The sequence below is a fragment of the Halopseudomonas nanhaiensis genome (assembly GCF_020025155.1).
Lineage (GTDB): Bacteria > Pseudomonadota > Gammaproteobacteria > Pseudomonadales > Pseudomonadaceae > Halopseudomonas > Halopseudomonas nanhaiensis.
Genome location: NZ_CP073751.1, coordinates 318,504 through 339,220, shown reverse-complemented (window position 1 = coordinate 339,220; position 20,717 = coordinate 318,504). Strand labels below are relative to the sequence as shown.

Below are 20,717 nucleotides of genomic sequence, written 5' to 3'. Positions count from 1 at the left end.
GCGGTGCGGGTTGAACAAACCCGCCGGGCGTGCAGTCTGCAGCTAGACTAGGGAGAGCGACGCGATCCGTTTCGCGTCCGGGTGCCACGGCATCCCTCCGATAGATCTCTGTTGACCGGGGCCGTCGGGTCTTCGGCGTCGGATTGCACACCAAGATGGGAGTGACAGGTGCCTGTCCGCCGGATGACATCTTCAACATGGCTAGCAGCCTTGTACTGGGCGACGCTCTTCGCTGCGCTCTGGCTGCTTCTGGCCGGCAATAGCGGCTGGTATCTGGGGCTGCCAAGCGTCATCGCTGCAGCCGCGCTCGCCGTGCGCCTGCAACTGGCGCCGCTGCCCATACGCCCACTCGCGCTGCCCAGATTCGTCATCGGTTTCCTGTGGGCCGCCATCGCGGGCGGCTGGGACGTTGCTCGCCGTGCACTGCACCCGCGCAGGCCCATCGCCCCGGGCTGGGTCGATTACCCGGTGCGCTCGCGTCACCGTCAGGTTCGGCTGCTGCTCTCGAGCCTCGTCGGGCTGCTTCCCGGTACGTTGGCCACCGGCATGCAGTCTGACCTGCTGCGGCTGCATGTGCTTGATCGGCATTCGGACTGGCAGCGATCGGTAGAGGCGCTCGAGCGGTCGCTCTGCCGGCTGTTTGGCGAGGACCTGCCATGAGCGTACTCGCACTCTGTCTGCTGCTGAGCATCGGTGCCGGCTTATGGCGAATCCTGCGCGGGCCGAGCCGAGCCGACCGCCTCCTGGCCATACAGTTGTTCGGCACTACCGGCACCGCGCTGCTGATGATCATGGCCTACTGGTTCGAACAGCCGGCGCTGCTGGACACGGCGCTGGTACTCGCCCTGCTTGCCGCTGCGGTATCCGCCGCACTGGTGCAGTACCTGCGCAGGGCCCGGCATGAGTGAGTGGTGGCACTGGCTCAGCGTGCCCTTCTGGATTGCCAGCGGCTTCTTCTTTATCGCCGGCACCCTGGGACTGCTGCGTTTTCCTGATCTGTACTGCCGCCTGCATGCGGTGACCAAGGCCGATACGCTCGGCCTGGGTTGCGTGGTCGCCGGTCTGGCACTGCGGGCCGACAGCCCGCGGGAGGTGCTGGTCATGGTGCTGATCTGGCTGCTGATCATGGGCTCCGGCGCCACGGCCTGCCAGCTGCTCGCGCATTATCAGCAGGAACAGAGCGGCGAGGACGCGCCAGCCGAAACCCGCGGAGAGCCCGCCGATGGCTGACGTGGGACTGCTGTTCGATGGCACGCTCTGTCTGTTGCTGCCGGTACTGGCGGTGGCGGCGATCCACGCGCGTGACCTGTATACCGCGGTAATCCTGTTCATCAGCTTCGGCCTGCTGCTGGCGCTGACCTGGGCACGCCTCGGTGCGCCGGATCTGGCCCTGGCCGAAGCTGCGATCGGCGCCGGCTTGACCGGCGTGCTGCTGTTCGGCGCGCTGGCTCGCCAGACACCCCGGAAGCAGGGTCGCCAGCCCCGTGCCCGGTTGATCGGCTCAGCACTGCTTGGCACGGCAGTTCTCGCCATTCTGCTGCACGCGTCCCTGCCGGTACTGGACTACCGGTCGGCATTGCCTGCGCTGGTTGACCATTACCTGCCTGCCAGCGGGGTCGAACACCCGGTGACCGCCGTACTGCTCAACTTCCGCGGCTGGGACACCCTGCTCGAGCTGGTGGTGCTGATGCTGGCGCTGCTCGGCGTGCGCCAGCTGCGACCTGCGGCCGAGCGATTCGCGCCCGCCTGGACGGTCCTGCTCGCCTGGGCGCGCCTGCTCGCCCCGGTCGGGGTGGTGATAGCCGGCTACCTGTTGTGGCGTGGCAGCCATGCGCCGGGCGGGGCTTTTCAGGCTGGCGCGCTGCTGGCGGCCTGCGCCGTGGTGCTGCGCCTGGCCGGGATGGTCGGCCCGGCTGACTGGTCACGCCTACCGGTTCGCCTGCTGGTATGCGGCGGTGTAATCGTGTTTCTCGGCACCGCTGTGGTGACGGCGGCCTGGGGCAGCGGCTGGCTGGTGCTGCCGGCGAAGCAGGCCGGCGTGCTGATTCTCGCCATAGAGCTGGTCGCCACGCTGTCCATCGCCACCACCCTGACGCTGCTGGTGATTGGTGAGCAGCGGGAGATGGACGGATGACTGCCGCCGCGCTGTATCTGGGCATGGGTCTGCTGCTGTGGGTGATCGGCCTGCACGGCCTGTGCAGCCAGGATCATCCGATTCGCCGTCTGATCGCGATCAACATCATGGGCAGCGGCGTGTTCATGGTGCTGGTGTCGCTGGCCAGGCGCGGGGATGTCAGTGATCCGCTGCCGCATGCCCTGGTGGTCACCGGACTGGTAGTAGCCGTCAGCGCGACCGCGTTCGCCCTGCGTCTGGCCGCGCCGGGTCACGAGCAGGTCCGCACGCAGGAGGACCCTTGATGCTGGCAGCGCTCGGCAGCCTGTCGATTCCATTGGCGACGGCGCTGCTGCTTCTGTTGCTGCGCATCCGCTCGGGTTACTGGGTGATTCTCAGCAGCCTGGCGAGCCTGCTCTGCGCCGGCGTCTCCCTGCAGCAGGCGGTGCAGGGCGGCACCATGCAACTGGCCATAGGCGGTTGGGCGGCTCCGCTGGGCATTCGCTTCGAGATCAGCATGCTGAGCTCGCTACTGCTGTGCTACACCGCGCTCATCCATATGCTGGTTGCGGTGTATGCCGCGCGCAGCCGCCATAGCGAAACCCGTCACAGCGACTATTGGCCATTGTCCAGTCTGCTGCACGCCAGCCTTGCGGCGCTGTGGCTCTCGCGAGACCTGTTCAACTGGTACGTCACCCTGGAGCTGCTCGGGCTCGGCGCGGTCGCGATGATTGCTCTGGCCGGCCGGCACGCGTACAGCGCCGCCCTGCGTTACCTGCTGCTCTCGCTGGCGGGTTCGCTGTGCTACCTGCTCGGCGTGGCGCTGCTCTACGGCCGCTACGGGGTGCTGGATATCGGCCTGCTCGGCAGCATGACGGTAGACGATGCGACGACGCGCGTATCCCTGCTGCTGATCACCCTCGGACTGATGACCAAGGGCGCTCTCTGGCCGCTGCACATGTGGCTGCCCGATGCCCACAGCCGTGCACCGACCGCGGTGAGTGCGTTGTTGTCTGCGCTTGTGGTCAAGGGACCGCTGTTCATCCTGTGGCTGGTCTGGAGCCGCATCGCGCCGACCGAACTGGCGGTCAGCATCGGACCCCTGTTCGGTATCGCCGGGGTACTGGCACTGATCGGCGGTGGCTGGTCTGCCCTGCGTACCGGCTGGCTCAAGCGGCTGGTGGCGTATTCCACCGTGGCGCAGCTCGGCTATGCACTGCTGGCACTCGGTCTGCTGCTGCACTGGCGCAGCGCGATACTGTCGGTGGCGCTATGGCTGTTCGTTCTCGCACACGGGCTGGCCAAGGTCAGCCTGTTTCTGGCTGCCGGGGAAATCCAGGGCACCCTGGGCACCAAGCGGGTGTCAGCGCTCAACGGCGCTTCGCAGACCATGCCGGTGGCCACCTTTGCCTTCGCTCTGGCCGGTTTCAGTCTGGTGGGACTGCCGCCCAGTGGCGGGTTCATCGCCAAATGGGTGCTGCTGCAGCCCTTGCTGGCCGAACCTGGCAACTGGCCTTGGGCCGTGGGCGTGCTGCTCGGCACCCTTGCCACGGCCGGCTACGTATTCCGCGTACTGGCCAGGACCTTCAACCGCGCCGAAACCAACCCGCCGGACTTCGCCCCGGATCTGTTCGCGCAATGGCTGGCGATGCTGCCGGCGCTGCTGGTCTGGGCCATGGCACTGCTGAGCGAGCCGCTGATTTTCTGGCTGACCGAGGCAAGCAACTGATGGACACCTGGACAGAGCTGCTGCCGCTGCTGCTGTTGCTCAGCTCGCTGATACCCGGCGTGCTGATCTTCGCGCTGCGCGAGGATCAGGTCCGCCTGCGGGTGGGTCTGAACATCGGTGCGGTGCTGCTAAAGCTGTTGCTGGTCGGGCTGATGCTGTATGGGGTCAGCGCCGGATACTTCTACCGTTTCACGCTATCGTTTCTGCCGCAGGCGGATCTGATTCTGCAGGCCGACGCGCTCTCGCTGCAGTTCATCACACTGTCTTCGGTGCTCTGGCTGGCGACCACCTTCTACGCGATCGGCTACCTGGAAGACTCGCCGCTGCGCTCGCGATTCTTCGGTTATTTCAGCCTCTGCGTGTGCGCGACGGTGGGGATCGCCCTGGCCGGCAACCTGGTCACCTTTCTGCTGTTCTACGAGATGCTCACGCTGGCAACCTTTCCGCTGGTGGTGCATCGCGGCACACCCCAGGCACTGGCGGCGGGCCGGATCTATCTGACCTACACCCTGGCGGGCGGCGCGCTGGTGCTGGTCGGCGTGGCCTTGCTGCATGTTCAGGCAGGCAGCCCCGACTTTGTTCCCGGCGGTTACCTGACCGCAGACGATGCGAGAAATCCGACCTACATCGCCGCCTTCGCGCTGCTGCTGGCCGGACTGGGCGTCAAGGCTGCAATCGTGCCGCTGCACGGATGGCTGCCGCGAGCGATGGTCGCTCCGGCACCGGTCAGCGCGCTGTTGCACGCCGTTGCGGTGGTCAAGGCCGGCGCCTTCGGCATCATCCGCGTGGTGTATGACGTGTTCGGACCTGAGCTGATGGAGGACCTGCAGCTGCACGTACCGCTGCTAGCGTTATCCGCCGCCACCATCATCTACGGCTCGGTCATGGCCCTGAAACAGAGCGAACTGAAAAAGCGCCTGGCCTACTCCACCGTCAGCCAGGTGTCCTACATCCTGTTGGGGGTGGCGCTGCTGGGCCCGATTGCAGCGGTCGGCGCGCTGGCGCATCTGGTGCATCAGGGCCTGATGAAGGTGACGCTGTTCTACTGCGCCGGCAACCTGGCCGAGACCCTGGGGATCCACTCGATCCATGAACTCGACGGCTCGGGCCGGCGCATGCCGCTCACCATGATGGCGTTCAGCATCGGTGCGCTGGGCATGATCGGGGTGCCGCCGGTGGCCGGATTCATCAGCAAATGGTACCTGGGGCTGGGCGCGCTGGAAGTGGGTGCAGACTGGGCCCTCGGAGTGCTGGTGCTGTCCGGGCTGCTAAATGCCGCCTATTTTCTGCCGTTGCTGTACCGCGCGTGGTTCCGCCCCGCTCCAGCTACCTGGCCCGAAGAGCGCCCCCTCGGCAACGGTCGGCCCGGATGGGGCGAGACGCACTGGATGCTGCTGGCGCCGACCCTGTTCACCGCCACGCTTGCCGTGCTGGCTGGACTGTTGGCCGGCGCCTCGTTCAGCCCCCTGGCCTGGGCACAGCTGATCGTCAACCGGGAGTTTGGCCTGTGAGTTGGCTCTGGCTCCTGGCAGTCACCGCACCGCTGCTGGCCGGTGCGCTCGAGATGCGCTGGGCGCGCAGCGCCGCCTGGGCCTGGCTCAGCGTACTGCCGGCGCTGCTGTGTGTCTGGCTGAACCCCGAGCCGCTGGTGATCTCGATTCTCTGGCCCGGGGCCCAATGGGGTCTGGAGGACCCGCTGGGACGCGCCTGGCTGGGGTTCACCGCAGCGCTGTGGGGTTGCGCCAGCGGCTTTGCCTATTACGATCCGGTATTGCGCGAGCATGTGCGTCGATTCTGGTCGCTCTGGTCGGTCGCCCTGTCAGGTAATCTGTTGCTTATCGTTTCACTGGACGCTGCCGGGTTCTATGTCGGCTTCTCCATGATGAGCCTGGCTGCCTACGCTCTGGTGGCTCATCTGGCCGGGCCGGGGCCCCGGCAAGCCGGGCGCCTGTACCTGCAACTGGCTGTTCTGGGCGAGATGCTGGTTTTCGCCGGCATGCTTATGCGTATCGATGCCGCCGGCGGCAGCCTGCTGCTGGCCGATCTGCAGGACGCGCCGATCTCCCATCTGGGCACCGCCCTGCTGGTCATCGGATTTGGCATAAAGGCCGGTTTCTGGCCACTGCACGTCTGGTTGCCGATGGCCCATCCGGCGGCACCACCTGCAGCCAGTGCCGTGCTGTCAGGCGCCATGCTCAAGGCCGGAATACTCGGCATCTGGCGATTTCTGCCGCTGGATCAGCCAGTCACCTCCGACCAGGCTTCGCTGGTGCTGTTCGGGCTCGGCCTGATCACCGCGTTTTATGGCGTGGTGTTCGGGCTTTTACAGCGCAGCGCGAAGAGCGTGCTGGCCTATTCATCGATCAGCCAGATGGGCTACCTGCTGATCATCATCGCCGTGGCGTGGAACGCTCCCGGCAGCCAGACCGCAGCGGTCAGCCTGCTCGCGCTGTATGCGGTACATCACGGGGTGACCAAGGGTGCCCTGTTCATGGGGGCGGGCCTGGCGCACCAGCGCCGGCTGGGCCCGCTATACGTCGCGCTGGTGCTGATCGCCGCACTGTCACTGGCCGGCGCGCCCCTGACAAGTGGCGGCGCGGTCAAGACCCAGCTCAAGAGCCTGTTGGCCGACAGCATCTGGGCCGGCTGGACCGTGGTGCTGACGCTCGGGTCGGTTGGGACCGCGCTGCTTGCGGCGCGGGCAATCTGGCTGATGCTGCGAGAACAACCGGACCACGGCACGATCCATCCGGTACAGGCGCTGTTCTGGGCGCCGCTCTGTCTGGCTCCGGTCCTGTTGCCATGGGCCTGGCCGGAGTTGCGCGAAGCCCTGCTTTACAGTCTGGGCTGGGCGTACGGCTGGAGCATGCTGTGGCCTATCGGGCTGGCCTGCCTGCTGCTGGCCGGCGCTACCAGGCTGGGAGCGGGCGGTCGATTCGCGATACGGTTGCCGGAGCCATCAAGAGCCATGTCGCTGCGCCTGAAGCGGGTGATGCATCGCCCGCCCGGAGTCCCCCGACGCCGATGGAAACCCGATCTACGCTTTATCGAACGACGCCTGAACCGCCAGCTCTCCGGTGAGCCTGTGATCTGGAGCAGCTGGCTGATTCTGGCCCTGCTACTGGTCGGATGGACATTCGGCAGTTGAAACGCTGCCGACCGACGGGAGTCTGAGGTATCGAGAACATCAGGACGCCTGTCGGCGGCCCTAGCTGCGCAGAGACGGCGGTGCTAGGGCATGGCGAATGTCGCTGCCGCTTGTCGAAAATTTCGAACGCCGCATGGAACCGCGCTGGCGTATGGCTATCCTAGATGTAACAGGGTGTTACTCGTTTGTACGACAGGAAATACGGTTTCGCTTTAAGGGATTGCCTCAACCACCTAAGGAATACTGGTCATGAACAAGATCTTCGCCGTAGTACTCACCTACAATCGAAAGGATTTGCTCAAGCGGAGTCTCGACGCCATTTACGCTCAGACCCGCCCTTGTGATGGCGTGATCGTCATTGACAACGCCAGTACCGACGGCACGGAACAGATGTTGCTGCAGCAGCAATACCCGCTGTTGAAGGTGTATGTACTGTCGGAAAACATCGGCGCATCGGGCGGTTTCAATGCGGGTTTTCGCATCGCCTACAAGAACGGCGCCGACTTTGTCTGGATGATGGATGATGACGTGATCCCGGAGCCCGATGCGCTGCTGCGGCTGGAAGAGGCCGATGCCGTCCTGACCCGCGAAGGTATCGATCGGTCCTACCTGCTGTCCACGGCCTTCACCGAGAAGGGTCAGGTGACCAACTCGCCGCATCTGGACGATCGCCTCAACCGAATCAAGTACCAGAACTGGCCGCTGACGCTGCAGTATGGCGTGGTCCCTGTTCGCCGCGCGACGTTCGTCTCGATCCTGGTGCCGCGCTCCACCCTGCGCGAGCATGGCCTGCCGCTGGCGTCGATGTTCATCTGGGGTGAAGACAGCGAATACACCCTGCGCGTCACCGAAGACGCGCCAGGCTTTCTGGTCGGAGCCAGCAAGGTGCAGCACCTGCGCCAGGAAAGCGGCTCCATTGATATCCTTGCCGAGCGCAACCCCAACCGCATCGAGTACCACCGCCATCTCATCCGCAATGAGATGTTCGTCGCGCGCAAGTACTACAAACAACGCCGGGTGATCATGGCGAAGCTGCATCAGTGGAAAGTGATGTTCAAGCTGTTGCGCCGAGGCGAGTTGCACAAGGCGAGTATCGTACTTCGCGGGCTGATGGAGAGCGGTCGCTTCCGCCCGATGAGCGAAGCGGCCGACGCGCCGATCGAGACGCTCGGCGTTTCGGTACGCTACTTCTCAACCATGACCGACTCCGTGCAGTACCATTCACACGAGCAGACCACCGAACGCCGCTCAGAAGAGCGGCTGACGATGCTCGTCAATTAACGGCCACGCGGCGTCCTTGTCGGAGATGGTGGTCACCGTCTCCGGCCAGGAAATACCCAGCTTCTCATCGTTGTAGCGCAGCCCGCGTTCATGCTCTGGCGCATAGGGCGATGACACCAGATAGCTGACTTCCACATCATCGGTCAGCGTCTGGAACGAATGTGCGAATCCCGGCGGCACATACAGTTGATGCCGGTTCTGATCGTTCAGCTCGAACATCTGATGCTTCAGGTAGGTCGGCGAATCCTCTCGAATGTCCACGATAACGTCGACGATTGCGCCGCGCAGACAGCGGATCAGCTTGGCCTCGGCATACGGGCGCAGCTGGTAGTGCATGCCGCGCAGCGTGCCCTTGAAGGCCGAAACAGACATGTTCTGTTGCACGTACTCGGTTTCCATACCCCGGTCGGCGAACTCTTCGCGGCACATGGTGCGAGCGAAAAATCCGCGGTCGTCGCCGCGCAGCTCCAGCTCGATCAGCCAGGCGTCCTTCAATTCTGTTGAGTGATACTTCATTGCCAGCTCCATATGGGCAAGGGGAAATACTGCCGACCGCGGCACTGACCGCAGCCGGCATTCAGTGGTCAGGCGAACAACTGTTCCTGCTCTGCGTAGAGCCGGTCGACCAGGCGCCCTTCGGGGAAGGACACATCGTCAAAGGTCAACGGCGCGTCCTTCGGCACGGCTCGTTTGAGCGTACAACCCAGCGCAAGCCCGACCGGCAGGAGGCGGTCACGCCGCACCACGTCCATGTTGTCGGCGACGCCGTACACCTCGTAGCCACCAAATTCCTCGATGACCTCACCCGGCTGCAGATCCTTCTTAGCCACCGCGATCACGCCCACGCGCGGCCCGCCCTTGGGGGTGAGCACCGGATCGGCGAACAGCACTGCCCGCGCGACCGAGTTGGGCACCTCGAAATGGCACAGGTGATAGGGCGTGGTGAAGCAGTAATACGGTCCCTTGCCGAGCTTGTAGAGCTCAAGGTAATGCTTCTGCCGGGCGTTCTCGATGGTCCCCAGCACGAACACGCCGGGGCCCGGACGAGCACCCACCACGTAGTCCACCAGCCCCGGCCCTGCCGGGTCGATATGCTCGGCAAAGGCTGAAACCGTGTCCTCGACCGGCACCAGCGGTGCGCCCGGGTCACCGCCGGAGAAATCCGGACCCAGCATCCCGCGCCGCGCTACCCGCATACCGGTACCGTTGGCGACAATCGCCTGCTCGAAGGAAATCTTGGTGCCATCGGCGAACGAGGCGACCATCGCCGGCTTCTGACCCCAACGCTTGGCAAAGGCCTCCTGCGTGGTCGGATTGCGGTACGGGTCGTGCAGGCCCTTGATATTGCCGCACAGCACCGGACGCACGCCGATGCCAGCAGCAAAACGGTACAGGTTCATTTGCACGCCCGGCTGATCGCCATCGGAGAACGTATAGATCACGCCGGCAGAGTCAGCTCGCGTTTTCAGGATCGGGCCGATGGTGCCATCGAGTTCGGCGTTCATCTGTACCACGTGCTTGCCGTGCTCCAGCGCCGCCAGTACCGCGTGTGCGGCATATTCGATCGAGCCGGTCACCTCTATGATGGCGTCCAGCCCGTCCGCACCAGCCAGGGCTACAGCGTCCTCGGTGACCGCGTAGCGTCCTTCGGCGATCGCCTGCTCCAGTTCGGCGCGGGTGTCGCAGCGCTGCGGCTGGATGCCCAGCTGATCGTATACCCCTACTGCACTGGCGATGTTGCGGTTGGCAACCGCGCACAGCTGCATGCCCTGCACTGCCGTCATGATCTGCAGCGCGATGCCGCTTCCCTGGAAACCGGCACCCACCATGCCGACGCGAATCGGCCGGCCTTCGGACTGGCGTCGTGCCAGGGCCGTATCAACGATAATCATCGGATTCTCCGCTCAGTCGTTCCAGGTTTTCCAGGGCGCACCGGTCGCCCAGATATCTTCCAGAACGACCTTGTCACGCAAAGAATCCATGCTCTGCCAGAAGCCGTCATGGTGATAGCTGCCTAGCATGCCGCGCTCGACCAGGCGATCCATGGGCTCGTTCTCCCAGACCGTCTGATCACCATCGATCAGCTCGAATATTTCCGGCTCGCAGACAAAGAACCCGCCATTGATCAGGCCGCCGTCCTTCGCGCCCTTCTCACGAAAGGCCTCCACTTCGTTGCGATCGTCGTTGAGCCGCAAGGCGCCGTAGCGGCCCGGCTGGGTTACAGCGGTCAGGGTGCACCACTTCTTCGATTCGCGGTGCTGGCGTACCAGGGCGGTGATATCGACATCGCTCACGCCGTCGCCATAGGTCAGACAAAAGGGGCCGTCAGAAAGAAATTTGCGGGCGCGCCTGAGCCGCCCGCCGGTCATGGTGTCGCCGCCGGTATCGAGTACGGTGATCTTCCAGTTCTCCGGCAGATCGTCATGCCACTGCACCTCGCCTGTACTCAGGTCGATGGTGTAATCGCTGCGCTGGCCGCGGAAATTGAGGAAGTAATCACGGATATAGTCGACCTTGTAACCGCCCAGGACGACGAACTCATTGAAACCATGCTGCGCGTACATCTTCATGATGTGCCAGATGATCGGGCGGTTGCCCACTTCAACCATCGGCTTTGGTCGGATCGAGGTTTCTTCGCTCAAACGTGTCCCGAAGCCGCCCGCAAAAATTGCAACTTTCATATCAGCCCCTCCTTAAATTGGGCAAATTCAATGGCTAGATTGGACTGGCCATCTGCTGGTTCCTGGTTACTGCCATGTCAGATCCTCCGAAAGACGCCCTTCCTCGATGTGCCCCTGCAACACGTGCAAACGCATCAGCGGGGAGGAGCGGAACTGCGCATCGTTGAAATTCATGCGCTTCAAACCGCGAATCAGCTGCTCGATCGACATCTCCAGAGTGACCTGGGGCTGATGATCGGGAGCCAGCTCGCGAAACAGACTGAAATCGACCTTGTAGGAGCGGCTGTCGACTGGCGCGTCGGTATTGATGCTGACGCTGGTGCCGGGAATGGCCTGGGCCACGGCATTGGCCAGGTCACGGACCTGATGGTTGCGCTCGTCGTTGCCGGTATTGACCCGCAGAAAGCGACCACCGTTGTCAGCTGGACGCTGGACAGCCCAATCGATCGCACGGGCCATGTCGGCCACATCGATCAGCGGCCGCCACGGAGACCCATCGCTGAGCACGGTGATCTGGCCGTCGCTGAGCGCACAGGCGACAAAATCGTTGAGCACCAGATCGAGACGCAGGCGATCTGACATGCCGCAGGCGGTAGCAAAGCGCAGGCAGGTGATGACCATATCGGTGTCGATGGTCTCCAGCTCCTGCTCCGCACCGATCTTCGACTTCGCATAAGCGGTCATCGGCGCAGTCGGGTCCCGCTCCGTGCGCGGTGCGCCCTCGGCTACGCCATAGATGCTGCAGCTGGAGGCGAACACGAAGTTGCTGACGCCGGCAGCCGCTGCGGCGCGGGCGATGGCCACGGTAGAGCGCTGGTTGATGTCCGCCGTGACCCCGGCGAAGCGATTGCCCATCGGATCGTTGGACACCGCAGCGAGCTGGACTACCGCGTCGTATCCTCTGAGCATGTCCGCCGTGACATTGCGTACGTCACCGTACATCTGCTCATGCAGGAACCGCTCCGGGACGCTGGTCGCGCCCGTCAGACAATGGGCGAAGTACGCGTTGTCGAAGCCGTGGAGAATGGCATCCGGGTGCCGCTGAGATAGTTCGCGGGCGACAAGGGGGCCGATATAACCGAGATTTCCGAGAATAAGAATTTTCATGGTCTTCCATGCACCGGTGGGGAGGAAACAAGTTGATACGAAACAGATTGAAACAATTCGAATGAACGCCTGATTTGGCAGTGGTTCAAACGCAAAAGTTCCGCTCATCGCAAAATGACATCAGGGGATTCGACGAGTGCCCCGCCTGCCGGGGCAAAAGGTCACCGCATGTTGCCGAAACGCCATGAACTGGCCGGGTACAAGGCCTCGGTGACAGAGAGGGGGAAAGAGGGGGGAAAGATCCCGACAGGGGCTTTTGCCGGTCAGTCGCCGATCAGGATCAGCTTGCCGGTGTCGGGGTCGCGGTAGACCTTGCCGAGACTCTCCAGCCCTTCGCCGCTGTTGCCGTTGAGACTCTCTGGTACCTGTGGCAACTCGCGACCGCGCTCGATGGGAACGGGCTGACTGGAATGCTCGAGCCGCGCCAGCAGGTCGGTTTGTGCCACCAGCGCAGCAATCAGCCCGCAGGCGAAGACCAGCACCACATCGACCAGATTCGCCAACGGTCCGAGCGGGTCATCCTCGCCGGTGGCAAAGCGGCTAGAGCGCCAGCGTCGGCTCATCGCTCCGCTCCTGCTGTCTGGCCGCTTCCATGGCGTCGAGCAGATCGTCGTACCAGCGACGACGCAGGCGCGACAGGGCGAACCCGAGAACACCGGCCAGCAGCCCGAGCACGGTGGTGTCGAAGGCGACGCGCATAGCCACACTGAGAATCTGCACGTTGCCGTCCCCCAGCGCAGCCAGCCCCGGCCCAAGAGGAATCAACGTGCCCATCAACCCCAGCATCGGCCCGACACGGCCGATCAGGTCGGCACGATCCAGGCGACGACGCGCCAACCGCTCGACGGCCTCCACCGGCATCAGCGCCCAGCGCGCAAGGCCGCCGAAGCGCTCGCCGATCGCGATACCTATGTCGACCACCGCCACCACCAGCAGCGCGAACAGCCCCCAGGTCACCGGCTTGAGGAGCCAGCCGACCAGAAGGTGCAACCAGGCAAATACCTGACTATCGAACATGAGCCTACCTCGCCAGAGTGCGACCGCGGCCGCGCCAGATGCCCAGAGCAAGCAACAGCAGCAAGATGACCAGACCGACCAGCGCACTTGCCGTCATGGCCCGGCCACCCTCGCCTTCGTCGGCCTCGGCCGTTGGCTGCTGCTGCTCGGACCGCTCCAGGGTGACCTCGCTGATGCTGCTGGGACCAGAATCCTGCTGCGCCGGCTGCCGGGCAGCCTCGCGCCGATCATGCAATGCCTGGCGCAGCGCTTCCGGCAATTGCGGCTCCAGCCAGTCGAGCATCGGATGGTCGGGACTGGTATGACCGCTGCCCGGTAGTCCGTGTTCACCAACCAGCTGTGCAAACTGGCTACCCAGTTCGGCGACGGTTGCCTCGTCAGCCTCCCAGAAGCCCTTCTCGATCGCTACCAGCATGACCGCCAGCATGTTGGTCTTAACGTGCACATTGGCGCCCTGCTCGAGAAATGTGTCCAGCCCGATGTCATAGCGATCGTCCATGTACACTGCCTTGACTTCCTCCCAGGCTGAATCGCGGATCAGATCGGGATTGGTCACCTGCCAACCCCACAGGTATTCGATGAATTCGCTGCCCATCGTGCGGGCGCCGGCATAGTCGTGCTGCATCAACGCCTCGATCCAGGCCGGATTGAGGAAGCGCCCGCGCAGCTCGGCGGTCAGCGCACTGCCCAGCGGCTCGAGACGCACGCGCTGCGGATCGTTGTGCCACATGACGATATTATCCGGCGAGCTGCCGCTCAGTTGCTCGACCGCCAGGCTGAGCCCGCCCAGATAGTCGAACGCATCGTTGTTGTCGATCAGGCCATAGAGGTTACTCGAGCGCCCCAGATAGGTGCGATTGACCTGCCGCAGATTGTCCTCGAACACGCCCTGCACGGCCTCGCCCTGCTGGTCCAGCCCGTAGGCGTGGCCCATGCGGGAGACGTAGGCGTCGGCCAGTTCGCTGCGCTGGTCCCAGCTGCCGGAGCGCTCGACCAGGGTGTTTACCCCGGCGCCATAACTACCCGGGGCGACACCGAACAGCCGCAACGATGCCAGCCGCCCAGCCTGCTCGTCTCCCAGGCCTTCATCGAGCCTGCGGGCTGCATCGGCCACCCAGTTGGCCGCTACCCTGTTCTTCTCGAGACTTTCCTCGCCGCCGCTGCTGATTGTGTTGCCCAGCGGCGCCAGCGCCGCATCCAGCGCGGCATTCAACGCAGGGAAGTCACGGCGTATGGTGGCCGAGGCGCCATCGAGCGCCAGCAGCACACCACGTTCGAGCAACGCCAGCTGGTCGGCGTAGAGGTCGCGAAAGAGCCCCGAGGTGGTGAACAGAACATCACGGCGTTCGCGGTCGCCTTCCAGCGGTACCCGGCGGATGCCCTGGACGATGCCACGGCTGTTCCACTGCGGCTCGATGCCCAGCAAATCGAGCCCGAAGCCGACGATCGCACCTTCGTCGCGCACCGTGTCCGAAGCCCACAGCACCACCGCCTCGCGACTGCCCGGCTCGACGGGCTTCTGCCGCGCCTGACTGGCAAGCTCCTGACCCAGACCCCAGCCCACGCGACTCGGTAGCAGGCTGCTGTCGAGCGCATGGAAGTTGCGACCGGTGGGTAACACTTCAGGAGTGCGCACCGGGTCGTTACCCTTGCCGGGCTGCACGAAGCGCCCATCCAGCGCCGCCATCAAGGCGTTCATTTCCGCGGCGGGCGAGTCGATCAGGGCCTGGCGATGCTCGACGGCTGAGTCACCCATCGATGCCAGCAATGTGTCGACGGCGTCATCGGTCCAGGGTCGGCCAAACACATGCAGACCCAGCGGCATGAAGCGTTCTTGAATGTTGGTCAGGTAGTGGCCCACCTCGTGCACCAGAAGATCATCGTCGACCTGCTCGAAGGCGATACCGCGCGCCGCGAGGGGATCAGCCATGGATTCACGCAGCTCTTCCTCGAGCCCGGCCTGGCTGACGATCGACTTGATCTGGGCGATAGTCGCCCGCCGGGCCGGCCCGTCATGCTGGCCGCTACCGGTCTCGAAGCTCTCGATGAGCTGGCGCAGCTGCAGAAGATGATCGTACAGCGGCGTGACGACCAGCGGCGGCGTAAGGTGGTCGACCATCACTGCCAGCCCGCGGCGCTTGGCCTGAATGCCTTCACCGACGCCGTCGACTATGTAGGGATAGATGCTGGGCACGGCATCGATGATCTGCAGCGGATAATCTTCATCGCTCAACGCCGCGCGGCGGCGCGGTAGAAACTCGTAGGTAGAATGACGGCCCAGATGAATGAGCGCATCGGCTGCGAAGTCCTCGCGTAACCAGTGGTAGAACGCCAGGTACTGATGCGGGGGCGGGAAGACCAGATTGGCGTGCAGCAATTCCTCGTCGATCTCCCAGCCGCGCGGTGGCTGCGGCCCGATGAAGACGTTGCCGAAGCGCAACCCGGGCAGCAGCAGGTCGCCTTTGTGCACCATCACGCTGCCGGGCGCCTCGCCCCAGCCGCGCAAGCCCTCGACGCCGGTAGCGGCAAGCGCCGCGACCCGCTCCTCGGCGGCAGCCCAGTCCGCCTGGGACGGCTGCTCCAGCGCCTGCTGGTAAAGCGCTTCGAGCTGCGCCAGCAGATCCAGGGCACGCTCGCGTGCCGGGTGCTCCACGCCGTCGAGCACGTGATGAAGTTCGCTGCTGCCCTGCTCCAGCACCTGGGTGGCTCGCTCGAATTCCGAGGCCTCCACGGCGCGACGCAGTTGGGCGTGCCAGTAGCCAAGCGGTCCCTGCTCCATCTCGGCGCGCAGGGCAGCAGGCAGACCAGCGAACCAGTCACGGTAACTCTCGCCACTGACGCGTTGAATGTGTTGCGCCATCTCGGCCAGCGCGTCGTTGTGTTCAGGCAGGTTGACCCCACGCTCCTGCAGCAGGTCGAGCAGGGCATCGGCCGACGCGGGCAGCGGACCGGTAGCGTACCCCTCGGCCTGCAGGCGACGAAGTATTTCCAGCAGTGATTGGGGTACGTCGAGATTGTCCGCACCGATATTGTGGCGGCCAGGCGGATGGTTGTAATAGATGATGCCGACCCGCTTGCTGGCATTGTCGGTGTCCTGCAGGCGCTGCCAGCCGCGAACCCGATCGGCCAGTGCCTCGACCCGTTCGGCGATCGGAACGCTGAAGCCGTAGCGGATACCGCTGACCGGATCTTCGCGCGCAGATTGCCAGGTGGCCAGCGCCAGCGGCTGGCTGGCGCCCTGCAGTTCCGGCAGCGCCAGCTGGTAATGCACCTTGTCGCGCCCGATCCCGTCAGTGGAGAGCTGCCAGGCCTGCTCATCCCGATCATCCAGACGCAAGCCCTTGATCACCGGCACATCGAGCCGGGCCAGAAGCCTGCTGGCTTCTTCGCGGCCTTCGCCGCCGCCCATGACGAAATCCTGCAGCACCACCACGGCGGCCAGCGGCGCCTGTTTCCGCTCGACCAGCCACTTGAGCGCCGATACCGTGCCTTCACCCCAGTCAGCAAACACGCTGACGCAGCCCAGCTTGCGGTCCGCCAATGCCTTACAGAGCTGGTCGTTGAGTTCTCGGTCGCCGCTGCGATCGGCGCGGCTGTGATCTATGATCGCCACGCTGCGGCCATCGCTCCATTGCAGTTCTTCGAGGTCGCGGATCGCGCCGGCCTGGTAGAAACGCCATGGCGGGCGCGCTACAGGTGCCGCGACGTTCACCCGGGGCTCGCTGCGCGCGGCAAGCCAACCCAGCAGCCGGGCGATATTGTCGCTGCCGCCTGCCAGCCAGTAGCTGCGCGCCTGGATCCACTCGGCCTGCTGCGGATGCGCGCGCTGCATATCCGCGACCCACTTCGACAGATCATTGCCCGGCTTCTGCGCTCCCAGCAGCCGCGCCTGATCGGCATTATCGAACGTCGGAGCGCCAGCGCTGCGGGAGAGCGCCACCAGGCGCTGCTCGCTGTGCATTATGAAAAGATCCTTCCCCGGCCAGCGCTGCAACAAGGTGTGCAGGCGTTCGGTTTCCGGGCCGAACAGACCGACCGCCAGCACCTGCGTGCCATCGTTCAGCCAGCGCTGGATTTCGGCGTCACTGAGCTCTGCAAGCTGCTCCGGCGTCCGGGCGCTGATCGGGACCTGGGCCCCGGAGTCAGCGAAGCTTGCAGCGGCCGCCGCAAACTCGGCAGCGCTGTACTGGGAAACAATGGCGTTGATCCGGGCGTGACCCAGAGCCGGCCAGAAGAGGCCGAAGAGAAACAGCAGCAAGAAAATTCGATGGTGTCGCATGCCCACTCCGTCATGACGTGGGCTACCGACGACAGCAGAAGACGCATGTTCTGCAATCCATCGGGAAGTCGCCCACCGCAACCTAACCTGAGGGAGTGTGGGCTGTATCGGGCTCGGTCGTCCGGGACGACCCTACCGTTGCGGGGGCAGCGACAGCATTCGACTGTCTTCCAATTTAACCCGTCGGAACGGGCACCACGCACTCCATGTGCCGCGCGTCAAAGCGTGGCAAGCGAAGCACCATACGCAGGGCACACGTGGGAATCAAGCACGCGGTCAGATTCGGTGGGCAGCAATCAGAAAATCAGCATGAGCAGGCCAATGATGACCAACAGGCCGATGAGGAAGATGATACCGACCGTACTGGCGAGAAATTTAAGCATGCGACGCTCCTGAAAAAGGGGGATTCACAGGGTGTGACCCGAACCTGACCGGTAGGTTCGGGCCAGGCGCGCTTCAACCTTCGCTACGGGCCGGGTCGGCGCTGCGCGGATAGGTCCGCTCTTCCTGGATGCTCCCGTCCTGCAGATGAATCTTCACCGAGCCAGTCTTGCCTTCCATGAATTCCTTCATCAGCGTCAGCATCTCCTTTTTGGTTTGCGCGCGCCTTGCCGGCCTCGATGCGCCTTCCTTGATCAGCTGCCAGCCATTGTCGGTCGGGGTGACGTGATAGTTCTGCATGAGCGTACTCCTCGTTGGGGTCAACGTTTCAAACCGAGACGTTCGCGCATCTCGGCAGTAATGGTCTGCTCAACTTCGGCATAGCCGGCCCAGGGATCATCATCCAGCTCCTCGAGCCGTTCGTGCAGGTTATGGACAGTCCAGAGGTTGGCGCTCGGGATCTCGGTAATCTCCTCGCGGAAGATGGGCACCGATACCGGCATGCCTTCACGGGTGCGCGCGGCGAAGGGGCCGATGGTGGTGGCACCCTGGCTGTTGCGCAGATAGTCGATGAAGATGCGTCCGACGCGATTCTTCGGCCCTGACACCGCAGAAAACCGTTCGGGAAGCAGCTTGGCCATATGTTTGACGATGGCCTGGCTGAAGCTTTTCACCTCGCTCCATCCGGCAGACGGGGTGAGCGGGACCACCAGGTGGATACCCTTGCCGCCGCTGGTCTTGGCAAACGACTGCAGCCCCAGCTCGTCGAGCACTGCCAGTGTCAGCTGGGTCGCTTCGACCATCGCCTTCCACGGCAGCGCCGGATCGGGATCAAGGTCGAGGATGAAGCGATCGGGCCGTTCCAGATCCGCGGACGTTGCATTCCAGGTGTGGAATTCGATGGTGCCCATCTGCACCGCGCCGATCAGCGCCTCAGCGTTGTTGACCATCATCACCGGCTGGCCGGAATATTCCTTGCCCATGGTTTCGATGCCGGGGATGGCCAGACGGTCGGCGTTCTTCTGGAAGAACAGCTCGCCAGCGAGGCCCTCGGGGGCGCGGACCAGCGCTACAGGGCGATTCTGCAGATGGGGCAGTATCCAGCCGGCGACCCGGGCGTAGTACTCCGCCAGCTGCAGCTTGGTGGTCCCGCTACTGGCATCGATCACGCGGTCGGGGTGGGTGATGCGCAGATTCGGTCCGGCGTTGCCAGCCGCCTTGCCGGTCTGCTTGGCGGACCCGCCCCGGGCACCGCCCTGCGGCGCCGCGGCTGGCTTTTCGGCGACGATATCCGTCGCCGGCTTGTCGTCTCGCAGCCCCTGGAATACAGCGTGCCGCACACTGCCATCCTTGGTCATCTCGGCGTACGAGACTTCCGCCAGCAGCTTCGGCTTCAGCCAATGAACGCCTCGCGCATCAACTCCCTTTGGCGGATTGGCAAGTGCCGGCTTGTCGACTTCCAGCGGTTTGAGTTTCCTGTGGATGCTGCGCAGGCTCGCTTCATTGAAGCCTGTGCCGACTTTGCCGGCGTAGCGCAGCTCGCCACTGTCGGCATCGTGCAGACCCAGCAGCAAGGCACCGAATGCGCTGCGGCTGCCCTTGGGTTCGCTGAAGCCGACGATCACGAATTCCTGCCGGTGCTTGCACTTGAGCTTGATCCAGTCGTTGCTGCGCCGCGACACGTAGCTGCTGCCCGAGCGCTTGCCGATCAGCCCTTCCATCTTCATCTGGCAGGCGCTGTTGAGCATCGCATCGGGCGATTCGTCGAAGTCTTCGGAAAATCTGAGAATGTCGTCTTCGCTGCGCTGCAGCACCTCTGCCAGCGCAGCGCGGCGCTCCTCCAGGGGTACCTTGCGCAGATCACTGCCGTTCAGAAACGGCATATCGAACACGTAGTAGACGATGGCGCCGCTCTTGCCTTCCTCGAAGGCATTCTGCAGCGCCTGGAAATCCGGCAGACCGTTTTCGTCGGTGACCACCACCTCACCATCGAGCCAGGCCGACTCCAGCGCCAGGCTCGCCAGCGCCTCGGCCTGACGGGGCATTTTCGCCGTCCAGTCATGACCATTGCGGGTCAGCAAACGCACGTCGCCGTCCTCGATCCTGGCCATGATGCGGTAACCGTCGAACTTGATCTCGTAGCGCCATTCGCCGTCCGGAATCGTTTCGACCAGAGTCGCCAGTTGCGGCTTGATCGACTCGGGCAGCGGCGCAGCTTCGGCACCGGACAGCGAAGCCGTCCCAGAGGATTTCGCCTGTCGGGGGGCGGCTGGGGTTTTCTTCAGCGCCTTTGGGCTAGCGCCCTTGTCGGCCTTTGCTGCAGCAGCCTTGCCGCGCTTCTTCTCGACGATGGTGCGATCGCTGAGCACGCTGTGCGGCTGTTCGGCCACGATGTCGTACTCGCGCTCCGGCCGGGCCACCTCATCGTTGGACTTGATCAGAAACCACTGCTCCTTCTTCCCATCCATGCGGGTGCGCACCAGATTCCAGATGCCCGACAGCTTCTCGCCCTGCAGCTCGAATTTGAGCTTGCCTTTCTCGTAGTCGGCCTGTGCATCGCCCTGCGGAATCCATACGCCACGGTCCCAGACGATCACATCTCCCGCTCCGTAGTGACCAGCAGGTATGTTGCCTTCGAAACTGGCGTAATCCAGCGGGTGGTCCTCCACGTGAACGGCCAGCCGGCGGGACCGGGGATCGAGGCTTGGCCCCTTGGGTATCGCCCAGCTCTTCAGCGTCCCGTCGAGCTCAAGGCGGAAGTCGTAGTGCAGGCGCGTGGCGTCATGCTTCTGCACGCAGAATTGCAGCGCCTTGCCGGCGGCGGTGCGCTTGCCGCCACGGCGGCGCCTGGCTTCGCCGGATGGCTCCGGCGTGGCGGCGAAATCTCGCTTGCGGTTGTACTCTTCCAGTGGCTGGCTCATACAGGTTCTCTGGCTGGCACCTGTTATTTGAGAGCAGCGTCGGCATTCAAGGTTCACCGC

19 protein-coding genes and 1 riboswitch are annotated in these 20,717 nt (G+C 64.1%); of the genes, 10 read left to right on the top strand and 9 right to left on the bottom strand.

Annotated features, from left to right (window positions below):
• The first annotated feature begins 183 nt into the window (after window positions 1–183).
• The 9 genes from KEM63_RS01565 (at window position 184) to KEM63_RS01525 (ending at window position 8,271) form a co-directional block, all read left to right on the top strand.
• Window positions 184–660: a Na+/H+ antiporter subunit E gene (locus KEM63_RS01565; protein WP_223654314.1), complete on the top strand. Its 477-nt coding sequence runs from the start codon at window positions 184–186 to the stop codon at window positions 658–660.
• Complete coding sequence (locus KEM63_RS01560) at window positions 657–908, top strand: MrpF/PhaF family protein (RefSeq protein ID WP_223654312.1); 252 nt, start codon at window positions 657–659, stop codon at window positions 906–908. The genes KEM63_RS01565 and KEM63_RS01560 overlap by 4 nt, the downstream gene beginning before the upstream one ends.
• The gene (locus KEM63_RS01555) at window positions 901–1,230 is read left to right on the top strand and encodes a cation:proton antiporter (protein WP_223654310.1); all 330 of its coding nucleotides are present in this window, start codon (window positions 901–903) and stop codon (window positions 1,228–1,230) included. Before KEM63_RS01560 ends, KEM63_RS01555 begins: the two co-directional genes overlap by 8 nt.
• Window positions 1,223–2,134 (top strand): Na(+)/H(+) antiporter subunit B, encoded by a 912-nt coding sequence (locus KEM63_RS01550; RefSeq protein WP_223654308.1) that lies wholly within the window; start codon window positions 1,223–1,225, stop codon window positions 2,132–2,134. Before KEM63_RS01555 ends, KEM63_RS01550 begins: the two co-directional genes overlap by 8 nt.
• The gene (locus tag KEM63_RS01545; protein ID WP_223654306.1) at window positions 2,131–2,418 is read left to right on the top strand and encodes an NADH-quinone oxidoreductase subunit K; all 288 of its coding nucleotides are present in this window, start codon (window positions 2,131–2,133) and stop codon (window positions 2,416–2,418) included. The genes KEM63_RS01550 and KEM63_RS01545 overlap by 4 nt, the downstream gene beginning before the upstream one ends.
• Window positions 2,418–3,842, top strand: a complete 1,425-nt coding sequence (locus KEM63_RS01540) for a complex I subunit 5 family protein (RefSeq protein ID WP_223654304.1) — start codon at window positions 2,418–2,420, stop codon at window positions 3,840–3,842. The genes KEM63_RS01545 and KEM63_RS01540 overlap by 1 nt, the downstream gene beginning before the upstream one ends.
• Window positions 3,842–5,353, top strand: coding sequence for a proton-conducting transporter transmembrane domain-containing protein (locus KEM63_RS01535; protein WP_223654302.1), 1,512 nt, complete (start codon window positions 3,842–3,844; stop codon window positions 5,351–5,353). Before KEM63_RS01540 ends, KEM63_RS01535 begins: the two co-directional genes overlap by 1 nt.
• Entirely contained in the window at window positions 5,350–6,990 is a 1,641-nt protein-coding gene (locus KEM63_RS01530; RefSeq protein ID WP_341481926.1) for a complex I subunit 5 family protein, read from the top strand. Before KEM63_RS01535 ends, KEM63_RS01530 begins: the two co-directional genes overlap by 4 nt.
• 249 nt (window positions 6,991–7,239) lie before the next feature.
• On the top strand, window positions 7,240–8,271 hold the full coding sequence (locus KEM63_RS01525; RefSeq protein ID WP_223654300.1) for a glycosyltransferase family 2 protein: 1,032 nt from the start codon (window positions 7,240–7,242) through the stop codon (window positions 8,269–8,271).
• Here the strand turns inward: KEM63_RS01525 and rfbC are convergent.
• The 7 genes from rfbC to KEM63_RS01490 form a co-directional block, all read right to left on the bottom strand.
• Window positions 8,239–8,787: a dTDP-4-dehydrorhamnose 3,5-epimerase gene (gene rfbC, locus KEM63_RS01520; RefSeq protein WP_223654298.1), complete on the bottom strand. Its 549-nt coding sequence runs from the start codon at window positions 8,785–8,787 to the stop codon at window positions 8,239–8,241. The two genes, KEM63_RS01525 and rfbC, sit on opposite strands and share 33 nt — an antisense overlap.
• Window positions 8,788–8,855: 68 nt before the next feature.
• Window positions 8,856–10,163, bottom strand: coding sequence for an NAD(P)H-dependent oxidoreductase (locus KEM63_RS01515; RefSeq protein WP_223654296.1), 1,308 nt, complete (start codon window positions 10,161–10,163; stop codon window positions 8,856–8,858).
• 12 nt (window positions 10,164–10,175) lie between these two features.
• Window positions 10,176–10,952: a glucose-1-phosphate cytidylyltransferase gene (gene rfbF, locus KEM63_RS01510; protein ID WP_223654294.1), complete on the bottom strand. Its 777-nt coding sequence runs from the start codon at window positions 10,950–10,952 to the stop codon at window positions 10,176–10,178.
• A 66-nt stretch (window positions 10,953–11,018) separates the two neighbouring features.
• Entirely contained in the window at window positions 11,019–12,059 is a 1,041-nt protein-coding gene (locus tag KEM63_RS01505) for an NAD-dependent epimerase/dehydratase family protein (protein ID WP_223654293.1), read from the bottom strand.
• A 263-nt stretch (window positions 12,060–12,322) separates the two neighbouring features.
• Window positions 12,323–12,622, bottom strand: coding sequence for a DUF2149 domain-containing protein (locus tag KEM63_RS01500; RefSeq protein WP_223654291.1), 300 nt, complete (start codon window positions 12,620–12,622; stop codon window positions 12,323–12,325).
• Window positions 12,600–13,076, bottom strand: coding sequence for a MotA/TolQ/ExbB proton channel family protein (locus KEM63_RS01495; RefSeq protein ID WP_223654290.1), 477 nt, complete (start codon window positions 13,074–13,076; stop codon window positions 12,600–12,602). The genes KEM63_RS01500 and KEM63_RS01495 overlap by 23 nt, the downstream gene beginning before the upstream one ends.
• A 4-nt stretch (window positions 13,077–13,080) precedes the next feature.
• Window positions 13,081–17,355 carry a cobaltochelatase subunit CobN gene (locus KEM63_RS01490; RefSeq protein WP_223654288.1) on the bottom strand — a complete coding sequence of 1,425 codons (4,275 nt, stop codon included), beginning with the start codon at window positions 17,353–17,355 and terminating at the stop codon, window positions 13,081–13,083.
• Between the two features lie 82 nt (window positions 17,356–17,437).
• A riboswitch (cobalamin riboswitch) is annotated at window positions 17,438–17,570 on the bottom strand.
• A 42-nt stretch (window positions 17,571–17,612) separates the two neighbouring features.
• Between KEM63_RS01490 and KEM63_RS01485 the strand changes: the two genes are divergently transcribed.
• Window positions 17,613–17,786 (top strand): hypothetical protein, encoded by a 174-nt coding sequence (locus KEM63_RS01485; RefSeq protein WP_223654286.1) that lies wholly within the window; start codon window positions 17,613–17,615, stop codon window positions 17,784–17,786.
• A 25-nt stretch (window positions 17,787–17,811) separates the two neighbouring features.
• On the opposite strand, the gene KEM63_RS01480 is transcribed toward KEM63_RS01485, so the two are convergent.
• Window positions 17,812–18,036 (bottom strand): DUF2188 domain-containing protein, encoded by a 225-nt coding sequence (locus KEM63_RS01480; protein WP_223654284.1) that lies wholly within the window; start codon window positions 18,034–18,036, stop codon window positions 17,812–17,814.
• Between the two features lie 20 nt (window positions 18,037–18,056).
• Complete coding sequence (gene ligD / locus KEM63_RS01475; protein ID WP_223654282.1) at window positions 18,057–20,657, bottom strand: DNA ligase D; 2,601 nt, start codon at window positions 20,655–20,657, stop codon at window positions 18,057–18,059.
• Between the last annotated feature and the right edge of the window lie 60 nt (window positions 20,658–20,717).